General features: G+C 71.5%; 17 protein-coding genes and 1 tRNA gene. 8 read left to right on the forward strand and 10 right to left on the reverse strand.

Annotation, left to right across the window (positions count from 1 at the left end; all coding sequences use genetic code 11):
• Positions 1 to 28: 28 nt before the first annotated feature.
• From V3N99_19215 to V3N99_19240, 6 genes are all read left to right on the forward strand, one after another.
• Positions 29 to 1,933 (forward strand): glycoside hydrolase family 15 protein, encoded by a 1,905-nt coding sequence (locus tag V3N99_19215; protein MEO3938864.1) that lies wholly within the window; start codon positions 29 to 31, stop codon positions 1,931 to 1,933.
• Between the two features lie 100 nt (positions 1,934 to 2,033).
• Positions 2,034 to 2,107 (forward strand) — tRNA-Ile (locus V3N99_19220).
• Positions 2,108 to 2,440: 333 nt separating this feature from the next.
• The gene (locus V3N99_19225; protein MEO3938865.1) at positions 2,441 to 3,883 is read left to right on the forward strand and encodes a hypothetical protein; all 1,443 of its coding nucleotides are present in this window, start codon (positions 2,441 to 2,443) and stop codon (positions 3,881 to 3,883) included.
• Between the two features lie 258 nt (positions 3,884 to 4,141).
• Complete coding sequence (locus tag V3N99_19230; GenBank protein ID MEO3938866.1) at positions 4,142 to 5,560, forward strand: hypothetical protein; 1,419 nt, start codon at positions 4,142 to 4,144, stop codon at positions 5,558 to 5,560.
• A gap of 323 nt (positions 5,561 to 5,883) precedes the next feature.
• Positions 5,884 to 7,299 carry a hypothetical protein gene (locus tag V3N99_19235; GenBank protein ID MEO3938867.1) on the forward strand — a complete coding sequence of 472 codons (1,416 nt, stop codon included), beginning with the start codon at positions 5,884 to 5,886 and terminating at the stop codon, positions 7,297 to 7,299.
• Between the two features lie 235 nt (positions 7,300 to 7,534).
• On the forward strand, positions 7,535 to 8,047 hold the full coding sequence (locus tag V3N99_19240; protein ID MEO3938868.1) for a DUF3145 domain-containing protein: 513 nt from the start codon (positions 7,535 to 7,537) through the stop codon (positions 8,045 to 8,047).
• A 26-nt stretch (positions 8,048 to 8,073) separates the two neighbouring features.
• On the opposite strand, the gene V3N99_19245 is transcribed toward V3N99_19240, so the two are convergent.
• The 10 genes from V3N99_19245 to argG form a co-directional block, all read right to left on the reverse strand.
• Positions 8,074 to 8,691: a ribonuclease H gene (locus V3N99_19245; protein MEO3938869.1), complete on the reverse strand. Its 618-nt coding sequence runs from the start codon at positions 8,689 to 8,691 to the stop codon at positions 8,074 to 8,076.
• 62 nt (positions 8,692 to 8,753) lie between these two features.
• Positions 8,754 to 10,013, reverse strand: coding sequence for a beta-ketoacyl-ACP synthase II (gene fabF, locus V3N99_19250; GenBank protein MEO3938870.1), 1,260 nt, complete (start codon positions 10,011 to 10,013; stop codon positions 8,754 to 8,756).
• A 158-nt stretch (positions 10,014 to 10,171) separates the two neighbouring features.
• Entirely contained in the window at positions 10,172 to 10,420 is a 249-nt protein-coding gene (locus V3N99_19255; GenBank protein MEO3938871.1) for an acyl carrier protein, read from the reverse strand.
• Positions 10,421 to 10,545: 125 nt separating this feature from the next.
• Positions 10,546 to 11,580: a beta-ketoacyl-ACP synthase III gene (locus V3N99_19260; protein MEO3938872.1), complete on the reverse strand. Its 1,035-nt coding sequence runs from the start codon at positions 11,578 to 11,580 to the stop codon at positions 10,546 to 10,548.
• Positions 11,577 to 12,536 (reverse strand): ACP S-malonyltransferase, encoded by a 960-nt coding sequence (locus V3N99_19265; GenBank protein ID MEO3938873.1) that lies wholly within the window; start codon positions 12,534 to 12,536, stop codon positions 11,577 to 11,579. The genes V3N99_19260 and V3N99_19265 overlap by 4 nt, the downstream gene beginning before the upstream one ends.
• A 3-nt stretch (positions 12,537 to 12,539) precedes the next feature.
• The gene (locus tag V3N99_19270) at positions 12,540 to 13,892 is read right to left on the reverse strand and encodes a helix-turn-helix domain-containing protein (protein MEO3938874.1); all 1,353 of its coding nucleotides are present in this window, start codon (positions 13,890 to 13,892) and stop codon (positions 12,540 to 12,542) included.
• Between the two features lie 112 nt (positions 13,893 to 14,004).
• Positions 14,005 to 14,496, reverse strand: a complete 492-nt coding sequence (locus V3N99_19275) for a LemA family protein (GenBank protein ID MEO3938875.1) — start codon at positions 14,494 to 14,496, stop codon at positions 14,005 to 14,007.
• Complete coding sequence (locus tag V3N99_19280; protein ID MEO3938876.1) at positions 14,493 to 15,254, reverse strand: hypothetical protein; 762 nt, start codon at positions 15,252 to 15,254, stop codon at positions 14,493 to 14,495. The genes V3N99_19275 and V3N99_19280 overlap by 4 nt, the downstream gene beginning before the upstream one ends.
• A 70-nt stretch (positions 15,255 to 15,324) precedes the next feature.
• On the reverse strand, positions 15,325 to 16,875 hold the full coding sequence (locus tag V3N99_19285; GenBank protein MEO3938877.1) for an amidohydrolase family protein: 1,551 nt from the start codon (positions 16,873 to 16,875) through the stop codon (positions 15,325 to 15,327).
• A gap of 29 nt (positions 16,876 to 16,904) precedes the next feature.
• Complete coding sequence (gene argG, locus V3N99_19290; protein MEO3938878.1) at positions 16,905 to 18,341, reverse strand: argininosuccinate synthase; 1,437 nt, start codon at positions 18,339 to 18,341, stop codon at positions 16,905 to 16,907.
• Between the two features lie 409 nt (positions 18,342 to 18,750).
• Here argG and V3N99_19295 point away from each other — a divergent pair, with 409 nt between their 5' ends.
• Positions 18,751 to 19,572, forward strand: coding sequence for a hypothetical protein (locus tag V3N99_19295; protein MEO3938879.1), 822 nt, complete (start codon positions 18,751 to 18,753; stop codon positions 19,570 to 19,572).
• A 135-nt stretch (positions 19,573 to 19,707) separates the two neighbouring features.
• Positions 19,708 to 20,394, forward strand: a complete 687-nt coding sequence (locus tag V3N99_19300; GenBank protein MEO3938880.1) for a hypothetical protein — start codon at positions 19,708 to 19,710, stop codon at positions 20,392 to 20,394.
• Positions 20,395 to 20,468: the final 74 nt, after the last annotated feature.

Raw genomic sequence — 20,468 nt, forward strand, 5'->3', positions numbered from 1 at the left:
CAGCGGGTCGACCCGCCATCATCGGTGGATGACCGCAGCCTCCCGCGCCTCCCGTCGTGACGGTGTCACCCTCGGCAGCTCCCGCACCGTGCCGATCGGCGACTACGGCTTCCTGTCCGACGGGGAGGTCACGGCACTCGTCGCCCCGGGTGGCTCGGTGGACTGGATGTGCCTGCCCCGCATCGACTCACCGAGCGTCTTCGGTGCGATCCTCGGCGGCCACGCGGGCAGCTTCCGCATTGCCCCCGCCGACACGCTCGTGCCCGCCGCCCGCCGCTACCTGCCCGGCACGATGATCCTCGAGACCTCGTGGGGCACGGGCAGCGGCTGGATCATCGTGTGCGACGCGCTGCTGATCGGGCCGTGGCGCGACGAGCACGAGCTGTCCCACACCCATCGCCGCACCCCGACCGACTACGACGCCGAGCAGGTGCTCCTGCGCACGATCAGCTGCGTCTCCGGCGACGTGCAGGTGGTCATGGAATGCGAGCCGGCGCTCGACTACGGCCGTGAGAGCGTGCGGTGGGAGCACACCAAGGAGGGCTACCACCAGGCGCGGGCGACCGCGGGGGTCGGGGGGCTGCCCGAGCTCACCCTCACGACCGACATGCGGCTGGGCTTCGAGGGCGGTCAGGCCACCGCGCGCACCCTGCTCAAGGAGGGCGACGTGCGCTACGTCGCGCTCTCCTGGGGTGGCGAGGAGCCGCCGACTGACTATGCGGAGGCCCACAGCCGCATGGTCTGGACGGCCCACCACTGGCAGCACTGGCTGGCCCGCGGCCACTTCCCCGACCACCCGTGGCGCAGCCAGCTCCAGCGCAGTGCCCTCACGCTCAAGGGCCTGACCTACGCCCCGACCGGCGCCATCGCGGCGGCGGCGACGACGTCGCTGCCGGAGTCCCCGGGGGGAGGGCGCAACTACGACTACCGCTACACCTGGATCCGCGACGCGACCTTCGCCCTGTGGGCCATGCACTCCCTCGGCTTCGACTGGGAGGCCGTCGACTTCTTCTCCTTCATCGCCGACCTCGCCGAGCGCGACGAGGACCTGCAGATCATGTACGGCGTCGGGGGCGAGCGCGACCTGTCGGAGATCGAGCTCGACCACTTGCCGGGCTACGCCAACTCGCGCCCGGTGCGCGTCGGCAACGCCGCGAGCACGCAGAGGCAGCACGACGTCTGGGGTGCCCTGCTCGACAGCGTCTACCTGCACTCCCGGGCGGCCGACCACCTCGACAGCCGGATCTGGCCGATCCTGGGCAACCAGGTCGGCGCCGCGTTGAAGCACTGGCGCGAGCCCGACGCCGGCATCTGGGAGGTGCGCGGCGAGCTGAAGCACTTCACGTCGAGCAAGATCATGTGCTGGGTCGCCGTCGACCGCGGGGCCAAGCTCGCCTCGATGATCGGCCGGTCCGCTGAGGCGGCGCTGTGGGAGGAGGCAGCCGAGGAGATCAAGCAGGACATCCTCGAGCACGGCGTCGACGAGCGCGGAGTGCTCATGCAGTTCTATGGCAGCACGGCGCTCGACGCCTCGCTCCTGCTTGCGCCGCTGATGCGGTTCCTGCCTCCGGACGACCCACGGATCCGGGCCACCGTGCTCGCGATCGCCGACGAGCTCACGGTCGACGGGCTGGTTCTGCGCTACAAGGTCGACGAGACCGACGACGGCTTCACGGGGGAGGAGGGCTCCTTCACCATCTGCTCCTTCTGGCTGGTGTCGGCCCTGTCGGAGATCGGCGAGAAGGAGCGGGCCCGCAAGCTGTGCGCCAAGCTGCTCTCCTTCGCCGGTCCGCTCGAGCTCTACGCCGAGGAGATCGACCCCCACAACGGTCAGCACCTGGGCAACTTCCCGCAGGCGTTCACCCACCTCGCGCTGATCAACGCCGTGCTGCACTGCATCCGCGACGAGGAGGGCGGACGGTCACACCACTGACGCCCGTCGCTCCTCCTGAGCCACCCGCGGGCGGGTAGGCTCTCCGCGGCGCCATGCTCCACGGCATACGACCTGGTCGTATGCCGTGTGGTCGCCGCCAGGGGCGGTAGCTCAGCCGGTCAGAGCAGCGGACTCATAATCCGTCGGTCCTCGGTTCAAGCCCGAGTCGCCCCACTTTAGGCTTTATATTCTTTTTATAGATTTTGCCCGTCTGGTGGGCTAACCTGAGGAGTGTCGTTCCTGAGCGCTCAGGCGACACCGGACCCTCGGTACCCCACCCCGTCGGTCTGAGCACCGCAATCACACCCTGGCCTCGGTACCTCACCCCGATGCACACAGGGCTCGACCATCCTTCGCCGGGTGCCCGCCGTCGCGGTGACGCCCCGGTCTCACGGGCAGCGCAGGCCCTCACTCCTGCTCTGCCGGTCTTTCCCCACCCTCACCGAGCCGTGGCTCGGGGTCAGGACGACCCTGATGTGCCCGGCCCGTTCGCAAAGGACTGCCCCTATGGACACGGACGCCCGCTCCCGCATGCCCTCCTCTCGCGACACCACCACCGCACCCCCTCGCCCGGTCCGCCGGGTGGCTGGGGCCGTCGCTCTCGCCCTGTCGCTCGGCGCCCTGAGCGCCGGTACCTCGCTCGCCGACACCACCACCCCCGGCGCTCCGGGTGCCCGCACCGGCACCCAGGTGGTCGACCCGGCAAGCCTGGTCTCTGTCACCGGTGCCACGGGCAACGCCGACCCGACCACCGTCCCCCTGCGGAGCGTGTCCGTCGGGACGGCCGCGCAGCTGACCACGGCCCTCGCGGCGGCGCTCCCGGGTGACGACATCGTCCTCGCCGCCGGCACCTACGTCGGTCCCTTCTCCGTCGGCCGCTCGGGCACGACGGCCCACCCGGTGGTCGTCCGGGCTGCCGCCGGCGCGACCGTCACCCTCACGTCCGACCTGCCCTACCCGGCGTGCGACGCCAAGGGGCCCGACGAGAGCCGCACCGTCTCCTTCGAGCGCGGCGCCAGCCACTGGGTCCTGCGCGGGGTGCGCGTCGACGGTGGCGTCAAGGTGTCGTCCCAGGGCGCCAACCTCACCCAGCAGTGGCAGGCGACCAAGATCGACCAGCACGACTGGGCTGCACGCCGATCGGTGCCCGGCGCCGCCACCCGCGACCCGGGTGCCGGGGGCGGTGTCGTCGACTGGTTCGCGGCTCTGCTCGGTCAACCGATCCTGCCGTCGGCCGACGTGCAGATCACTGACAACGTCCTGACGGGGCGCGGCATCTTCGGGCGCATGGCGCGCTACGGCGTCGTCTCCGGAAACACGTTCACCGACATCGCCTGCGGCACCGGGCCAGCCGTCTGGCTCTCGAACTACAGCCACGGCAACGTCATCACGGGCAACGACGTCTCGAGGGTCGCCGCCTCGACCGTCAAGCACTTCATGCAGGAGGGTATCCGGCTCGGCAACGGCTCCAACTACAACGTCGTGACCGGCAACCGGGTGCACGACCTCGCCGTCGGCGGCCGGGCCTTCACGACCGACCAGGACTCGTCGTGGAACGTCTTCACCGACAACACGGCCGACCACGTCGACATGGGCTTCAACGAGCAGCAGTCCGGATGGGGCAACGTCTGGTCCCACAACTCGGTCACCAACGCCACGGTGGCTGCGTACAGCATCCGCATGCAGGACGGGCGCTTCCTGACGCCGACCGAGGACAGCAGCTCGTTCTTCGTGGAGATGTCCTGCAACAGCTCGGTGGCGTCGTCGGTCGGGGCCGTCGACTTCCAGGCCGGGGCGATCGCCCACGGAAGCTTCGCCGGCAACGCCTTCGTGTCGTACATGCTCAACAAGCGGCTCGCGGCCTACTGGGCCACGGTGGGCGACACGTGGAACTCCTCGACGACGGCCCCACGCACGGGAGTCAGCAGCCCCAGCACCATCACCTGCTGAGGGTCGGCACCGGGAGGCTGAGGGTCGGCACCGAGAGGTCCGGGCAGGTCGGGCGGTGCTCCATGAGCTGGCAGCGTGGAGCACCGCCTACCACCTAGAGCAGGCGCACTATGGCGGTTTGCCAAAATTGTCGCTATTTTGTTCCCAAGGCGACTCAGTGCTCCCCACCGTCACCGGGTCGGCCGCCTCCCCCACCCTCGCCGACGTCGCGACCAGTGAGTCGCGCACGTCGGCGTCCTCCTGAACAGGACTGCAGCAATGAGCCTCCCCCACACCCGCATTCGGCACGCCTCCGCTCGCCGCGTCGCCGTTGGCGTCGTCACCCTCTCGGCGCTGGGGCTCTCGGCCCTCGGGACCGCCACCGCCCAGACGGCGTCCGCCAGCACCCCGGCGACCGTCGGCACCGTCGGCACCGTCGGCACCGTCGGCACCGTCGACCCCACCAACTACCTCGCCCTCACCGGGGCCACTGCCTACGCGTCGATCGACACGCCGCCGCTGCGGGTCGTCAACGTCACGACCGGGCTCGAGCTGACCGCCGCGCTGCGGGCAGCGCGGCCGGGGGACAACATCCTGCTCGCCGGCGGCACCTACGTCGGCCCGTTCAGCGCCACCGTCTCGGGCACGCTGGAGCACCCCGTCGTGGTCCGTCCCGCCAGCTGGGCAGCGGTGACCCTGACCGCCAACCTCTCTGCGCCCTCCTGTGGCGCGAAGGGTCCCGACGGCGACCGCACCTTCTCCTTCAACGGAGGAGTGAGCCACTGGGCGCTCAAGGGCCTGGCGATCGACGGCGGACTGACCATCTCGTCCAAGAACGCGAACACGGTCCAGGACTGGCAGGCGAAGAACATCAACAGCAAGTCGTGGGAGGTGCGCCGCGCCGTGCCGGGTGCAGGCCAGCGCGATGCGATGAAGTCGCGCGAGCAGGAGGCCTACTTCAACGGGCTGCTCAACACTCAGGTGCTGCCGTCGGAGGACCTCCAGGTGCTCGGCAACACGATCACCCGCAAGGGTATCTTCGGCCGCCTGGCCAGCTACAACGTCATCGCCGGCAACAAGATCACCGACATCGAGTGCGGCACCGGTCCGGGTCTGTGGTTGGCCAACTACTCGCACGGCAACGTCATCAGCGGCAACTTCGTGGCCCGGGTCGCGGCCTCGACCGCTGTCCACTTCATGCAGGAGGGCATCCGGCTCGGCAACGGCTCCGACTACAACGTCGTCGTCGGCAACCGCGTGCGCGACCTCCCCGCCGGTGGGCGGGGACTCACCACCGACCAGGACAGCTCGTGGAACCTCTTCACGCAGAACCAGGTCAACAGCGTCGACATCGCCTTCAACGACCAGCAGTCCGGCTGGGGCAACACGTGGAGCTACAACGTCGCCCTCCACCCGCGCATCGCCGGCTTCAGCTTCCGTATGGAGGACATCGGGCTCAGCGCCCCGTCGCGCGACTCGAGCACCTACGAGCCCGTGATCCGCTGCAACCTCACGGTGGACAGCCCGATGGACTTCCAGGCCGGGGCCCTGTCGGGCGCCACGTTCACGTCGAACGCCTTCTCGACCTGGAAGTTCAACAAGCAGCTCGCGAGCTACTGGACCGCCGAGGGCAACACGTGGAACGGCTCGAGCAGCATCCCGTCGATCAGCAGCCCGTCGACCATGATCGGCTGCTGACACCCACCTGACACCCGATCCCGTCGAGACCCTTGGGGTCTCGGCGGGATCAGTCGTCTGCCGAATGAGACTGAACGACCGATGAGCCATGCCCTAAATGCGGCTAATATCTATATATCGGACTCGTCCTCCACCTGTCCCACTCCACGCCGGCGGTGCCCCACTCCGTCGGTCTCTCAGCAGCCAGCTCGCCCTCGCCTCGGTACCTCACCCCGTCGCATCCGCGAGACCTCCCACGACCCCCACCGCTGACTCGCGCGCGCCCCCACCTCACTGTCCCGGGGTCGCGTCACGACTCCGCGCCCGTGAACAGGAAACCTCACATGACCTCTTCCCTGACCTCCCGTCTGCGCTCCTCCCGCTCCACCCGTCTGCCAGCGGTGGTCGGCGTGGTCGCCGTCACCGCCGTCGGGCTCGCTGGTCTCGGCATCTCCCCGGCCGTCGGCGCGACCGCCGCCAAGGCCCCCATCGCGACCCTCGCGACGTTCGGCGTGGTCGACCCGTCGGAGTACCTGGCGGTCACCGGCGCCGGCGGCTACGCCAACCCGGCCAGCGCGCCCCTGCGCGTGGTGCCCGTCGCGTCTACCGGCCAGCTCGTCAGCGCACTCGCCCGGGCCGCGGCGGGTGACGACATCGTCCTCGCGGCCGGCACCTACAGCGGACGCTTCCAGGCCGCCGTGTCCGGGACGCGCGAGCACCCGATCGTCGTGCGAGCGGCCGCCGGCGCCGACGTGGTCCTGACGGCGCCGCTCGTCTACCCCCGCTGCGGCGCCACGGGCCCCGACTCCGACCGCACGCTCGCCTTCACCTCGGGCGCGAGCAACTGGGTGGTGCAGGGGCTGACGATCGACGGTGGCGTCATCATCGCCTCGAAGAACGCCGACACCGTGCAGAACTGGCAGTCCAAGGCGGTGACCAACCACAGCTGGACGAGCCGGCGCACGGTCCCCGGCACGGCCGCCCGCGATGCCCTCGAGGCCCGCGGCCAGCTGGCGTACTTCATGCGCACCCTAGGGGCCAAGATCTCCCCGTCGCAGGGCATCCAGCTGCTCGACAACACGATCACCGGCAAGGGCATCTTCGGTCGGATGGCACTCGAGAGCGTGATCTCGGGCAATACCGTCTCCGACATCGCCTGCGGCACCGGCCCGGGTCTGTGGCTGGCCAACTACTCACGGGCCAACGTCATCAGCGGCAACAACGTGGCCCGGGTGGCCGCCTCCACGACGATCCACTACATGCAGGAGGGCATCCGTCTCGGCAACGGCTCCGACTACAACGTCGTCGTCGGCAACCGCGTGCGCGACCTGCCCGCCGGTGGGCGGGGAATCACCACCGACCAGGACAGCTCGTGGAACCTCATCACGCAGAACCGGGTCAACAGCGTCGACATCGCCTTCAACGAGCAGATGTCCGGCTGGGGCAACACCTGGAGCTACAACGTCGCCAACAACGCCCGCGTCGCGGCCTTCAGCTTCCGTATGGAGGACATCAAGCTCACCACTCCCTCGCGCGACACCAGCTCCTTCATGACGCAGGTGCGGTGCAACAGCGCCTTCAACAGCACGGTCGACGTGCAGGCGGGCGCGATGGCGGAGGGCAGCTTCAGTGGCAACTTCGTGCGCACGTGGTCCTTCAACAAGTCGCTCGTGGGCTACTGGGCCTCCGTCGGCAACCTGTGGAACGGCTCGTCGAGCGCGCCGTCCGTCAGCAGCCCCACGGCGACCTCCGGCTGCTGAGCCCCGATCGCGGCACTCACGGCACCGACGTCCCCCGGACCCTGTAGGTCCGGGGGACGTGTCCGTGTTGTTCCTCGACACCCACCGGTGTGGTCAGTGGTGTCCGTGAGCAACGTGGTGCACACTGAGACTCACAACGACAGAGTTCTACCGTGGTTCGATCACCGTCAGTGCCGGTCTCACCGGGTGTGCAGGTTCGTGGGGAAGACGTCCCTCGCACTCAAGGAGGTCCAGGATGTCTGCCGCGATCGATCGCGTCACCCGGGGCGTGGTCTTCATCCACTCCGCCCCCACCGCTCTGTGCCCTCACATCGTCTGGGCGCTCGAGTCGGCGTTGGGCCAGCGCGTGCACCTCGACTGGACCCCGCAGCCCGCCGGTCCGCGCCTGGTGCGCGCCGAGCTCAGCTGGACCGGGAGACCCGGTGTCGGCGCCACCGTCGCCAGCGGGCTGCGCGGCTGGGACAACCTGCGGTACGAGGTGACCGAGGAGCCCTCACCGGGCGTCGACGGCTCGCGCTGGTCGCACACCCCGAGCCTCGGCATCCACCACACCCTCACCAGCGCCAGCGGTGACGCCATGGTGCCCGAGGACCGGCTGCGCGACGCGGTGCGGGCCAGCGGGGGAGACCCGTCAGCCCTGGCGGTCGAGATCGACCGCGTGCTCGGCGCCGCCTGGGACGACGAGCTCGAGCCCTTCCGGTATGCCGGCGACGGAGCTCCCGTCCGCTGGCTCCACAAGGTGGGCTGACGTCGGGAGATCGGGAGATCGGGAGGTCAGGACGCCTGGGCCTTGCCGGCCTCGACGGCGATGCGGTCGACGAGGTCGTTCATCGGGTCGCCCGAGTGGCCCTTGACCCACTCGAACGAGATGCCGCCCTCCTGGAAGGCGGCGATGAGCGGCTCCCAGAGCTCGCGGTTGGCCACCGGCTTCTTGGCGCTGTTGACCCAGCCCTTGGCCAGCCAGGAGCGCCACCAGCTGTTGCGGAAGCAGTTGACGACGTAGGTCGAGTCGCTCACCACGGTGATCGGGCGCTCGGTCAGGGTGGTGACCGCCTCGAGGGCGGCCTGGATCTCCATCCGCTGGTTCGTCGTGTGCGGGGCGCTGCCGCCGCCCTGTCTGCCGTCCTGCGTCGCCCATCCCCACCCACCGGGGCCGGGGTTGCCGGAGCAGGCACCGTCCGTCCACACCCGGAGACCCCCTCCGGTGCCTGAGCCGGAGACCGTCGGCACCGACCCGGTCACGACCGGGGACTCGGCGAGGCCGAGGTCGAGCGAGCCCTGGCTGCACCCGTCGTGGACGTAACCCCCACCCCCCTTGACGATCGGGTCGCCGACCGTGATGGGGCGGGAGCAGACCTTGCAGGCGCCGGGGAACTTGGCGGGGAACGGCATACGTCTCAGCCTAGGGCTCGGGCCGACCGAACCCGACCGGCCAGGCGCTGGCTAGACGCTGGTCAGACGCTGCGGAAGAGCACGGCGACGTTGTGGCCGCCGAAGCCGAACGAGTTGTCGAGGACGGTGACCGGCCCGCCGTCGGCGCCGAGCACGCGGTGCTCGCCGCGCACGACGTCGAGGGGGATCGCCGGGTCGAGGTCGTCGATGTTGATCGTCGCCGGGGCGATGCGGTCGCGCACCGACAGGATCGAGAAGACTGCCTCGAGCGCCCCGGCCGCGCCGAGCAGGTGCCCGGTCATCGACTTGGTGGCGCTGACGGGGATGGACGACGCCGTGTCACCGAAGGCCCGCATGATGGCCTTGGCTTCAGCGAGGTCACCGACCGGCGTCGAGGTCGCGTGCGCGTTGATCGCCGACAGCTCCTCGGGGGCGACCCCGGCCTGGGTGAGGGCCTCGCGCATCGCACGGTGGGCACCGGCACCCTCGGGCTCGGGCGAGGTGACGTGGTAGGCGTCCGACGACATGCCGAGGCCGGCGAGCTCGGCGTAGATCGTCGCGCCGCGGGCTACGGCGTGCTCGTAGGTCTCGAGCACGATGACGGCTGCGCCCTCGGCGAGCACGAAGCCGTCGCGGGCGAGGTCATAGGGCCGCGATGCACGGGTCGGGTCGTCGTTGCGGGTCGACAGGGCGTGCATCGCAGCGAAGCCGGCGACCGGCATCGCGTGGATCGCCGCCTCGGTGCCGCCGCAGATGACCATGTCGGCGCGACCGGAGCGGATCATCGACGCGCCCAGGCCCATGGCCTCGGCGCCGGAGGCGCAGGCGCTGACGGGCGTGTGCGCGCCGGCGCGGGCGCCGAGGTCGAGCGAGACGGTGGCGGCCGGCCCGTTGGGCATCAGCATCGGCACCGAGAGCGGGTAGACCCGCCGGGGACCCTTCTCGCGCAACGTGTCCCACTGGTCGAGCAAGGTCCAGACCCCACCGATGCCGGAGCCGATGGCGCACGCGAAGCGCTCGGGGTCGACCTCCGGGGCACCCGCGTCCTGCCAGGCCTCGCGGGCGGCGATGAGGGCGTACTGCGAGGTGGGGTCGAGCCGCCGCGTCTCGACCTTGGCCAGCACCTCGGAGGGCTTCACCGCCAGCTCTCCGGCGAAGGTCACGGGGAGCTCGTACTTACTCACCCAGTCGGCCTCGATCGGCGCGATGCCCGACCGTCCGGCGAGGATGCCCGCCCAGGTGTCGGGGGCGTTGCCCGCGAGGGGTGTCGTGGCGCCGATGCCCGTGACGACAATGCGCTGGTCGGCGGGGGAGGTGCTCATGAGGGGGTGCTCCTTGACCGGTCGAGGCGCCGTCCCCCGGGTGGGGTCGGCGGCGACTGGTCGTCAGCGTATGCGGCAGACGGCGTACCGGCGAGTCACCCCGAGGTCCTGCGAGCAGGACCGGGGGGCGACTCGCCGGTATCGATGGTGCTGTCGGCTCAGGCCTGGGCGCCGGCGATGAAGGTCACTGCGTCCTGCACCGTCTTGAGGTTCTTGACCTCGTCGTCGGGGATGCGCACGCCGAACTTCTCCTCGGCGTTGACGACGATGGTCATCATCGACAGCGAGTCGATGTCGAGGTCGTCGGTGAAGGACTTGCCGGCCTCGACCTCGGTGGTCTCGATGCCGGTCTCCTCGTTGACGATCTCGGCCAGACCCTCGAGGATCTCCTGCTCGCTCTGCGCCATGTGGTGTCTCCTTGGGTTGCGCGCCCCCCGTGGTGGTGGAGGGCGTCGTGTGTGGTGGTGTCCCGTGATGACCCGCGGGACGCGGGAGCTCGAACTCACCCACCGTATGCCGGTGGGTCACCTGCTCACGGCAGGACGATCACCTGCGCGGCGTAGACCAGCCCCGCACCGAAGCCGATCTGCAGCGCCAGCCCGCCGCGCGGCACCTCGCCCTCACGGATCATCCGCTCGGTGGCCAGGGGGATGGAGGCGGCTGAGGTGTTGGCCGTCTCGGCGATGTCGCGGGCCACCGGGATGTCGGCGGGCAGCTTGAGCTGCTTGATCATCGCGTCGATGATGCGCATGTTGGCCTGGTGGGGGATGAAGGCATCGAGGTCGTCGAGGGTGATGCCCGCCGCGTCGACGGCCTTGCGGGCCACGGGGGCCATGCCCCAGACCGCCCAGCGGAAGACGGTCTGGCCGGCCATGGTGAGCACGGCTCGTGACGGGGCGGGGGAGCCGGCGGCGTCGAGGTAGGGCTCGCGCTGGCGGATGGCCTCCCACTGCGCTCCGTCGGATCCCCACACGGTGGGACCGATGCCGGGTGTGTCGGAGCGGCCGACGACGGCCGCGCCCGCGCCGTCACCGAAGATGAAGGCGCTGCCCCGGTCGTCGTAGTCGGTGAAGTCGGAGAGCTTCTCGACGCCGATGACGAGCACGTGGTCGGCGCTGCCGCCGCGCACCATGTCGTTGGCGAGGGAGATGCCGTAGCAGTAGCCGGCGCAGGCCGCCGACACGTCGAAGGCCGGGCACTGCACGCCGAGCCGCTCCGCGAGCATCGGCGCGGCGGCCGGGGTGGTGAGCAGGTGCGTGACCGTGGCGATGACGATGGCACCGACCTGGGAGGGCTCGAGACCAGCCATGGCCAGCGCCTCGCGCGCCGCGTGCTCGGCCATGTCGATGACCGACTCGTCGCGGGCCGCCATCCGCCGGCTGACGATGCCGGAGCGCTCGCGGATCCACTCGTCGGAGGAGTCGATGCGTCCCACGAGCTCGGAGTTGGGCACCACCCGCTCCGGGCGGTAGCCACCGACCCCGAGGATGCGGGCGTGGCGCGAGCCGTCGAGGGCGCTGAGCACGCCGGTCCCCTTGGGCTGGGGGGTGGTGGGGGTCTGGCTCATCGGTGGTCCTCCACGGGTCGGTGCGCGGCGACGAGGGCCCGGGCCGCGTCGAGGTCGTCGGGGGTCTTGAGGGCGAGCAGCTCGACCCCCTTCATGGCCCGTTTGGCCAGCCCGGTGAGGGTGCCTGCCGGAGCCAGCTCGAGCATGCCCGTGACACCCATCGCCACCATGGTCGACATGGTGAGGTCCCAGCGCACCGGGTTGCTGACCTGGCTGACCAGCCGGGCCAGCGCGTCGGCCCCGGTGACGACGGGCGCCCCGTCGGCGTTGGAGAGCAGGGTGACAGCCGGCTCGGAGGGCACGACCTGCGTCGCAGCCTCCTCGAGGGCCTCGACGGCCGGAGCCATGTGGTGGGTGTGGAAGGCGCCGGCGACCGACAGGGCGATCACCCGCGCGCGGGCGGGCGGGTCGGCGGCCAGGGCGGCCAGCTGCTCGGTGGTGCCAGCGGCGACGACCTGACCGGCGCCGTTGACGTTGGCCGGGGTGAGCCCGTGCCGCTCGAGGGCCTCGAGCACCTCGGCGGGATCGCCCCCGAGCACGGCGCTCATGCCGGTGGGGGTCACGGCGCTGGCCTGGGCCATGGCGCGACCGCGCACTCCGACCAGGTCGATGGCGTCGGTCGCGGTGAGCACCCCGGCACAGACGGCGGCGGTGAACTCCCCGACCGAGTGACCGGCGAGCACGCCCGTCGACGAGGCGAGCGCCGCGCCGACCCCCTCGGGGGGGTCAGCAAGGAGCGCGTCGAGGGTCAGCAGCCCGGCGGCCACGATCAGCGGCTGGGCCACCGCCGTGTCCTTGATCGTGTCGGCGTCGCTCGTCGTGCCATGGGCCACGAGGTCGGTGCCGAGCGAGGTCGACCAACCGGCCAGCCGCTCGCGCAGCCCGTCGATCTCGAGCCACGGGGCGAGGAAGCCGGGAGTCTGGGAGCCCTGTCCGGGGCACACGATGGCGAGCACGGCTCAAGCCTGCCGTGTCACGACCGGCGACGACGGCGTCGAAGTCCACGAAGTATCCGCACCCCGTATGGAGGTTTCCTCCAAGGAGGTAGGGTCCTGCGCGTCGGTCTCAGTCTCGACGGGTCGTCGGGCGACACCCGCGCGCCAGGGTCGTGCCTCGGGCTCGGCCAACCGACCGACGGCCAGGGCGACCTGCACGGTGAGGGCCTCTCGGGGGGTCGTGAGGTCGTATCCCACGACCTCGGCGATCCGCGCGAGGCGGTAGCGCACCGTGTTGGTGTGCACGAAGAGCAGCCGGGCTGTCGCCTCGAGCCGGCACCCCGTCTCGAGGTAGACCGTGGCGGTGCGCACCAGCGACGGGTGCTGCTCGAGCGGGTGGTGGACCCGGTTGACGAGGGTGCGCCGGGCGGGGCCGTCACCGGCGAGGACCCGCTCGGGCAGGAGGTCGTCGGCCGTGACCGGGCGGGGAGCGTCGGGCCAGGCGGCCACCGCGGCGAGCCCGCTGAGGGCGGCGCGGGCCGACCTACCGGCCGCGAAGAGGTGCGGGACGACGGGCCCGATGACCACCGGGCCGTCGCCGAAGTGCTCGTCGATGAGCCGGACGACGTCCCCGACGTCCCCGACGCCGCCGCCGACGCCGCCGAGGATGACGACGAGGCGTCGGCGCTGGAGGGCGGCGAGGGCCTCCACGCCGGCCCGGGCCGCCGCCCGCCGCACCGCGTCGACCGCAGCCGCGGCGCTGTCACTCGGCGCGGGGGAGCCCGCCACCACGGCGACTCCCGAGACCGACCCCCAGCCGAGGGCCGTCGCCCGGCTCTGCATCGAGTCGTCGGCCTCTCCCCGCACGACTGCGTCGACGACCAGGGCCTCCAGCCGCGCGTCCCAGGCGCCCCGGGACTCGGCGGCGGCGGCATACGCCTCGGCCGCGCCGAAGGCGACCTCGCGGGAGTAGCGCAGCACCCCCTCGCGCAGGGCCTGCTCGTCGGTCGGGCCGGCCACCTGCCCCACCTCGTGCTCGACGACGTCGACGACCGTCCTGATCAGCTGGAGCGTCTGGTGGAGGCTGATCGCCCGGGTGAGCTCACGGGGCGCCTCGGCGAAGACCGCCGACAGGGCCGCCTCGGGCGCGCCGCCCAGGGCCGTGCCCTCGTCGTCGGCCCGCAGCCAGTCGACGAAGGAGGCGATGGCGGCCTGCACGACGAGCGCGACCCACGACCGGTCCGCGGCGGACAGTGCGACGTACCAGGGGTGGTCGCTCTCCATCCGGCGCAGCGCTGAGCCGGTGAGGGTGGTCGCGCCCCCCTCGAGGCGACGGTGCGTCTCGGCGCTCAGCCGGCGTCGCTGCGAAGCGGTCATCGGGGCAGTCTATTTGTACGACGTCGACAACCGGCTCGCACATCGCCCTCCCGCTCGACCCATGGCGGGCGCGCGGCGGGCCCGCGGTCGGACGGGGGGCGGCCCCCGCAGGTCAGGCGGGCGCCTCCGGCTCCAGGAGGCTCAGGTGGGTGAAGCGGCCGGCGCGGGCGACGAGGTTGGTCGGCACCGACTGCACCCGCGTGTTGTAGGCCTGGACGTTGGAGGTGTGGATCCGCCGGGCGGCGGCGAGCCGGGCCTCCGTCTCGAGCAGCCGGTGCTGCAGGTCGACGAAGAGGGCATCGGCTCGTAGGCCTGGATAGGCCTGCGCGGTGGCCGCCACCTCGGCGCTGAGCTCTCCCCTCTCCCGGGTGAGCAGCTCGAGCAGCCGCCGCTCGTGGGCGGCGTGGGCCTCGACGACCCGCACCAGGCGCGGCACGAGGTCGTGGCGCCGACGCAGCTCGACGTCGACGTCGCGCCACGACTCGTCGACGTGCTGCCGCTGCCGGACGAAGCGGTTGTGGGCAGCGAGCCACCAGAGCCCCAGCACGAGCCCCACGGCGGCCACGGCGATACCGACGACCGCAGCGATCTCTGACGCACTCACCACTGAGCCTGGGCGAGGGTCGGTGGCAGCCCCCCGCGGTCCTGCCAGACGAAGGCCGGTATGCCGCGCAGCACGGTGAGCGCGACGTCGAGCGGGGCGGTGGACTGGTCGACCGCGGTGGTGGGGTCGCCGGGGCCCCAGATGGTCGGGTCGTTGCCGGTGCTCTTGCGAAAGAGCAGCACGTCACCCCCGGTGAAGCAGAAACGGACCTGGCCTCGGGCGACGAGCATCTCCATCGTGCGGGCGCTGAAGGTGTCGAAGGCGAACTTCCGGTCGGCACAGGTGAGCCGGTAGGCACGGTTGAACGCCTCCCACTCGAGGTCGACGTCGTTCCCGCCGAAGACGCCGGTCAGGCGAGTGAGCGCGCCCTCGGGCCGCAGGTCGAGGTCGGGCACGTTGGCCCGCAGGCGGAGCACGGCGACGTCGAAGCGGTGGTTCTGGCGCGAGGTGGTCCGGTTGCCCTGGCCGTCGGTCGAGCTGCTCTCGGTGAAGTAGCGGTACTCGAAGGCGGTGAAGGGCACACCGCGGTAGGTGCCCGAGACGCAGTTCTCCGCCTTCCTCCCCCTACCCGTGCCAAAGGGGTCGCAGCGCCAGCTGTCCACAAGTGAGGGGTCGCTCGGGACGAAGGCCCAGCCCGCTGCGGCAGCCAGGGCGGCGCGCTGACGGAGCACCTCGGCCCGACGACGCCACTGCCAGACCACGGCCACCACGACGAGAGCCAGCACCATCACGAAGAGGACGCCGAACCCGCTCACCATGGCGCTGATCCTGCCGTATGCGACCCGCTCTGCGCCGCAGGTCGGGGTCGGTGGTCACCGAGCGCCGGTGTCACCGAGCGTCGTGGGTCACCCGTCCGCCCAGGACCGTGAGGGCCACCCGGATCCCACGCAGGGTCGCGGCCGACGTCGCAGCCGGGTCGCCGGCGAGCGGGTCGGCATCGATCAGGGCGAGGTCGGCCAGTGAGCCGACTCCCACCGTCGGTGCGCCGTCGACGCTGGCCGCCAGTGCCTCGGTGGCCGTGATCTGCTCGGCCGGCACCCACGGGTCGCCGTCGCCGTCGGCGCGGTGCACGGCCGCGGACATGGCCAGCCAGGGGTCGAGGCGGGCGACGGGCGCGTCGGAGCCAAGGGCTAGCTCGACCCCCGCGTCGAGCATCGTGCGCAGCATGAAGCACCGGTCCTCCCGCCCAGGCCAGATCGCCTCGGTGAGGTCGCGGTCGTCCAGCAGGTGGGCCGGCTGCACGCTGGCGCGCAGGCCCAGCGCCGCCATCCGCGGCACGACGGCACGGGTCACCAGCTGGGCGTGCTCGATCGAGCCCGCGGCCCCGGAGGCGGTGAACGCGTCGATCGCGATCTCGGCCGCCGCGTCGCCGATGGTGTGCACGGCGGCCTCGAGGCCGTGGCGGTGGGCCGCCGACAGCAGGTCGGTCAGGTCGGCGAGGCCGACGTTCTGCTTCCCGTAGGGCGACACGGGGTGCTCGCCGCCGTGCGGCTCCTCCCCGGTGCGGGCGGGGTAGGGCTGGTGGCAGTGCGCCGTACGGGTGGCGAGACTGCCGTCGCTGATGACCTTCAGGGGGCCCATGGTCACCAGGCCGCCCGTGTCGGCGACGACGTCGCCGGTGCGCCGCCCCGCGGCGATCGCGTCGTCGAGGAAGTCCCGGTAGACCGCAGTGCGCACCCTCAGCAGGTCGAGACCGTCGACCACGCGTTGCCGCCAGCGGTCGGGCGTGATGCCCCACTCCATGTCGACGATGCCGACCACCCCCCGTGACGCGGCGTCGTCGACGGCGGCCCGCAGACCGCGCGCGGCCTCGTCACCGGAGCCGGGCAGGTCGTCGAGGTGACCCCAGAGGTGGAACCAGTCGTCCTCGTCGAAGGCGTCCTCGCGGTGGGTGACCCCGAAGAAGCGCTGGGCAGCCGAGTTGAGCCAGCCGTTGTGGCCGTCGCCTGAGACGAGCACGACCGGTCGGTCACCGGTGACGGCGTCGAGAGCGGTCGTGGAGGTCGCCACGCTCCAGCCTCCGGAGCGGTAGCCGTAGCCGACGAGGGAGCCGGATCCTGTTGTCGCAGAGCGCAGGTGGTCACCGACCAGGTCCAGCACGCCGTCCGGGCCGGTCGTGCCCGAGACGTCGAGGCGCCCGGCGGTGCGGCCCCACTGGGTCATGTGCACGTGCTGGTCCCACAGCCCCGGCACGAGCCACCGGCCCTCGCCGTCGAGCAGCCTGGCGCCCGGGGGGGCCGGCAGGTCGGGGGCGATCGCCACGACCCGGTCGCCCTCGACGAGCACGTCGACGGGGTCGTCGCCGGCCTGGGCAGGCAGCGGCCCACGCACCGGCACGATCCGCACGGCGCGCAGCAGCAGGGTTGGAGGGAGGCTCACGGGGTGGGAGCTGACGTGGGGGCGGGCGGTCAGTCGGTGCCGGACTCGAACGAGCTGCGCTCCTGCGCCTCATCGAGCGCCTCGGCGGCATCCGGGTCGCGCGGCGTCGTGCCGGCGGCGATGGAGTCGGCGCGACCCTGCTCGAGCTCGCCGACGAGGTCGGCGGTGCGGCCGCCCGCGAGCTGGCCCTGAGCGGCATACAGCTCGAGCTTGGCACGGGTGTCGGCGATGTCGAGGTTGCGCATGGTCAGCTGACCGATGCGGTCGACGGGGCCGAAGGCGGCGTCCTCGGTGCGCTCCATCGAGAGCTTGTCGGGGTGGTAGGAGAAGTGGGGGCCGCGGGTGTCGACGACGGAGTAGTCGTCTCCGCGGCGCAGGCGCAGCACGACCTCGCCGGTGACGGCGGAGGCGACCCACCGCTGCAGGGCCTCGCGCAGCATCAGCGACTGCGGGTCGAGCCAGCGGCCCTCGTAGAGAAGGCGACCCAGGCGGCGGCCGTCCTGGTGGTAGAGGGCGAGGGTGTCCTCGTTGTGGATCGCGTTGAGCAGTCGCTCGTAGGCGATGAACAGCAGCGCCATGGCCGGGGCCTCGTAGATGCCGCGGCTCTTGGCCTCGATGATGCGGTTCTCGATCTGGTCGCTCATGCCCAGGCCGTGACGGCCGCCGATGACGTTGGCCTCGTGGACGAGGTCGACTGGCGTGGGATACGTCTGGCCGTTGATGGTGACCGGGCGGCCCTGCTCGAAGCCGATCGTCACGTCCTCGGTGTCGATGGCGATTGAGCCGTCCCAGTGCTTGACGCCCATGATCGGCGTGACCGTCTCGAGCGAGGTGTCGAGGTGCTCCAGGGTCTTGGCCTCGTGGGTGGCACCGAGCATGTTGGCGTCGGTGGAGTAGGCCTTGTCGGTGGAGTCGCGGTAGGGCAGGTCGTGGGCGACGAGCCACTCCGACATCTCCTTGCGCCCGCCGAGCTCGGTGACGAAGTCGGCGTCGAGCCACGGCTTGTAGATGCGCAGGGACGGGTTGGCCAGCAGGCCGTAGCGGTAGAACCGCTCGATGTCGTTGCCCTTGTAGGTCGAGCCGTCGCCCCAGATCGAGACGCCGTCCTGCTCCATCGCGCGCACGAGCAGGGTGCCGGTCACGACGCGCCCCAGTGGGGTGGTGTTGAAGTAGACCTTCCCGCCCGAGCGGATGTGGAAGGCGCCGCAGGCGATGGCCGACAGGCCCTCCTCGACGAGCGCGGGCTTGCAGTCGACCAGGCGGGAGATCTCGGCGCCGTACGCCGCCGCGCGGCCGGGGACGCCCTCGATGTCGTCCTCGTCGTACTGCCCGAGGTCGGCGGTGTAGGTGCACGGCACCGCCCCCCTGTCGCGCATCCACGCGACGGCCACGGAGGTGTCGAGCCCTCCGGAGAAGGCGATGCCGACGCGCTCGCCGACGGGCAGGGAAGTGAGGACCTTGGACACGAGGGCCAGCCTAGGGCCCCGGCCAGAGGCCCCCCGCCCGGGGAGGAGCTCAGCTGTCCGTGGCCCGGCGCTCGCCTCAGGTCCGCCCGCCTCACCGGGTCCTGCCGTGCACCTTCCGGGCCGAGAACCCCACCGAGGACGTCGCCTTCCTGAAGACCCGGCATCGACGGCAGGTTCGGCGGCCAGCCCGACATCGGCCTCGAGGCCCGCAAGGACTTCCTCGCCGGCAAGGAGGCCCCACTGGTGTGAAAGATTCACAAAACAGCGACGGAAGACGGTGCTTTCGGCTACGTTCTGGCTTGCGCAGCAGCGCAGGGCACGAGCAGACCCGACGACACCACCGCTCGCTGTGGAGCGTGGGGGTCGAGGGGTGCGACCGGGCCCGATCCGACTACCCGGAGGTACTCCCGTGCGCACGACCATGCTCGCCCTGCCCCTCGTCGCCGTCGCGGCCGCCGTCGGCGTCGCCGCCCCGGCGTTCGCGGCCACCGCCACCGTCACCGAGGCCAATATCGGCGTCGACTGGAACACCGGCAAGCAGGACACTCGTCCAGGCGGCTCCTACGCCTTCACCACGGCGTACGGCGCCCCGGCAGGTTTCGGCACCGGCGCCCTCGAGCTCGTGACGGCCGACGTCATCGCCAAGGTCCAGATGCTGACCGGCCAGGACGCCGGCGTCAAGCTCAGCGACGTCAAGGGGAGCATCAGCTACTGGGCCAAGCAGGTCGCGGCGGACCCGAAGATGCCCCCCCAGGTGGCGTCGCTCAACCTCTTCATCGACCCCGACGGTCCAGGAACCGACTACTCGTACGCCCCGCTCATCCTCGAGCCCGTCTATCAGCCGCAGGCCCTCGTCCCTGGGACGTGGCAGAAGTGGGACGGCTCCGCGCCCACGGCCAGGTGGTGGTCTACCCGCACTTTCCCCGGGATGACGGCCTTCGACCCCAACAACGGTCCGAACATCGACGCGATCAGCGCCGCCAACCCCGACGCCACGATCCTGCCCGAGGGCTACGGCTTCAACCAGGGCAGCGGCAACGCCGGCCTCACCAGCGCCGTCGACGGTCTCACCATCGGTAGTAAGACCTTCGACTTCGGCCCACGGGTCCTGACCGGAGCAGACTGCAAGGACGGTGGGTGGGCCACGACCTTCGCTCCTGGCACGTTCAAGAACCAGGGGGCCTGTGTGAGCTTCTACGCCAAGGGGGGCACCACGCCCCCGAAGGCCTGATCCTGCGGGAGCGCGTTCGGTGCCCCGGTGAGCCGCCCGCCTCACCGGGGCACCGTCCTGGTCACCGGCCGTGGCCGCGCAGGGGCGTCGGTAAACCCGTGGCCGCGAGCACGTCTCTCTGCCATGGTCCGGGGCATGGCTCTTGAATGCGTCACTTCGAGCTCACGACCGGACCTCGACGAGGAGGCCGGCGCCGCGTTCCGGGAGCGGTGGCCGGAGTTCATCTTCCACGACCCGGTCCCGCCGGTGTACCTGCCTCGAGTGCGCGAGTACTTCCCGCAGTACGACGTCCTGCTGCTCGGCCAGGGGCGGGTGGTAGCAGGCGGCTGGGGGGTTCCGTTCGCCTTCGACGCCGACGCGCTCGACCTGCCCGGCGGCTACGACGACGCGCTGGTGCGAGCGGTCGAGGACCCCGAGGCCGACCGCGCTCCGACCGCGCTCCGACCGCGCTCCGACCGCGCTCCGACCGCGCTCCGACCGCGCTCCGACCGCGTTCAGCTTCATGGCCGCCGCCGTCCACCGGGACCACGACCGTCAGGGTCTGGCCCAGCGGGCGCTCACCGCGCTGGTCAGCCGGGCCCGCGAGAGCGGGATCGGCCGCGTCTTCGCCCCCATCCGTCCGACCTGGAAGAGCCGCTACCCCACGGTGTCGATGGCCCGCTACGCACCTGGACCCGCCCCGACGGCCTGTGCATCGACCCGTGGATCCGCACCCACCAGCGCATGGGCGCCAGCATCATCGGCCCGGCCCCCGACTCGATGGTCATCCCCGGCACGGTGGGGGAGTGGGAGTCGTGCGCCGACATACCCTTCCCGGGGTAGGCCACCGGGGCGCTCCATCCCCACGTGTTGCGCCGAGCGCCGCGAACCCCCGGTTGCGGGACCGAAATGCCCGG

It is taken from the genome of Dermatophilaceae bacterium Soc4.6, from assembly GCA_039889245.1.
Classification (GTDB): domain Bacteria; phylum Actinomycetota; class Actinomycetes; order Actinomycetales; family Dermatophilaceae; genus Lapillicoccus.

Coding starts and splice junctions, on each gene's coding strand:
- V3N99_19270 (MEO3938874.1), bottom strand. CDS start 13,892: ATGACCGCTTCGCAGCGACGCCGGCTGAGCGCCGAGACGCACCGTCGC.
- V3N99_19215 (MEO3938864.1), top strand. CDS start 29: ATGACCGCAGCCTCCCGCGCCTCCCGTCGTGACGGTGTCACCCTCGGC.
- V3N99_19240 (MEO3938868.1), top strand. CDS start 7,535: ATGTCTGCCGCGATCGATCGCGTCACCCGGGGCGTGGTCTTCATCCAC.
- V3N99_19235 (MEO3938867.1), top strand. CDS start 5,884: ATGACCTCTTCCCTGACCTCCCGTCTGCGCTCCTCCCGCTCCACCCGT.
- V3N99_19225 (MEO3938865.1), top strand. CDS start 2,441: ATGGACACGGACGCCCGCTCCCGCATGCCCTCCTCTCGCGACACCACC.
- fabF (MEO3938870.1), bottom strand. CDS start 10,013: ATGAGCACCTCCCCCGCCGACCAGCGCATTGTCGTCACGGGCATCGGC.
- V3N99_19300 (MEO3938880.1), top strand. CDS start 19,708: ATGGCTCTTGAATGCGTCACTTCGAGCTCACGACCGGACCTCGACGAG.
- V3N99_19245 (MEO3938869.1), bottom strand. CDS start 8,691: ATGCCGTTCCCCGCCAAGTTCCCCGGCGCCTGCAAGGTCTGCTCCCGC.
- V3N99_19255 (MEO3938871.1), bottom strand. CDS start 10,420: ATGGCGCAGAGCGAGCAGGAGATCCTCGAGGGTCTGGCCGAGATCGTC.
- V3N99_19260 (MEO3938872.1), bottom strand. CDS start 11,580: ATGAGCCAGACCCCCACCACCCCCCAGCCCAAGGGGACCGGCGTGCTC.
- V3N99_19230 (MEO3938866.1), top strand. CDS start 4,142: ATGAGCCTCCCCCACACCCGCATTCGGCACGCCTCCGCTCGCCGCGTC.
- V3N99_19280 (MEO3938876.1), bottom strand. CDS start 15,254: ATGGTGAGCGGGTTCGGCGTCCTCTTCGTGATGGTGCTGGCTCTCGTC.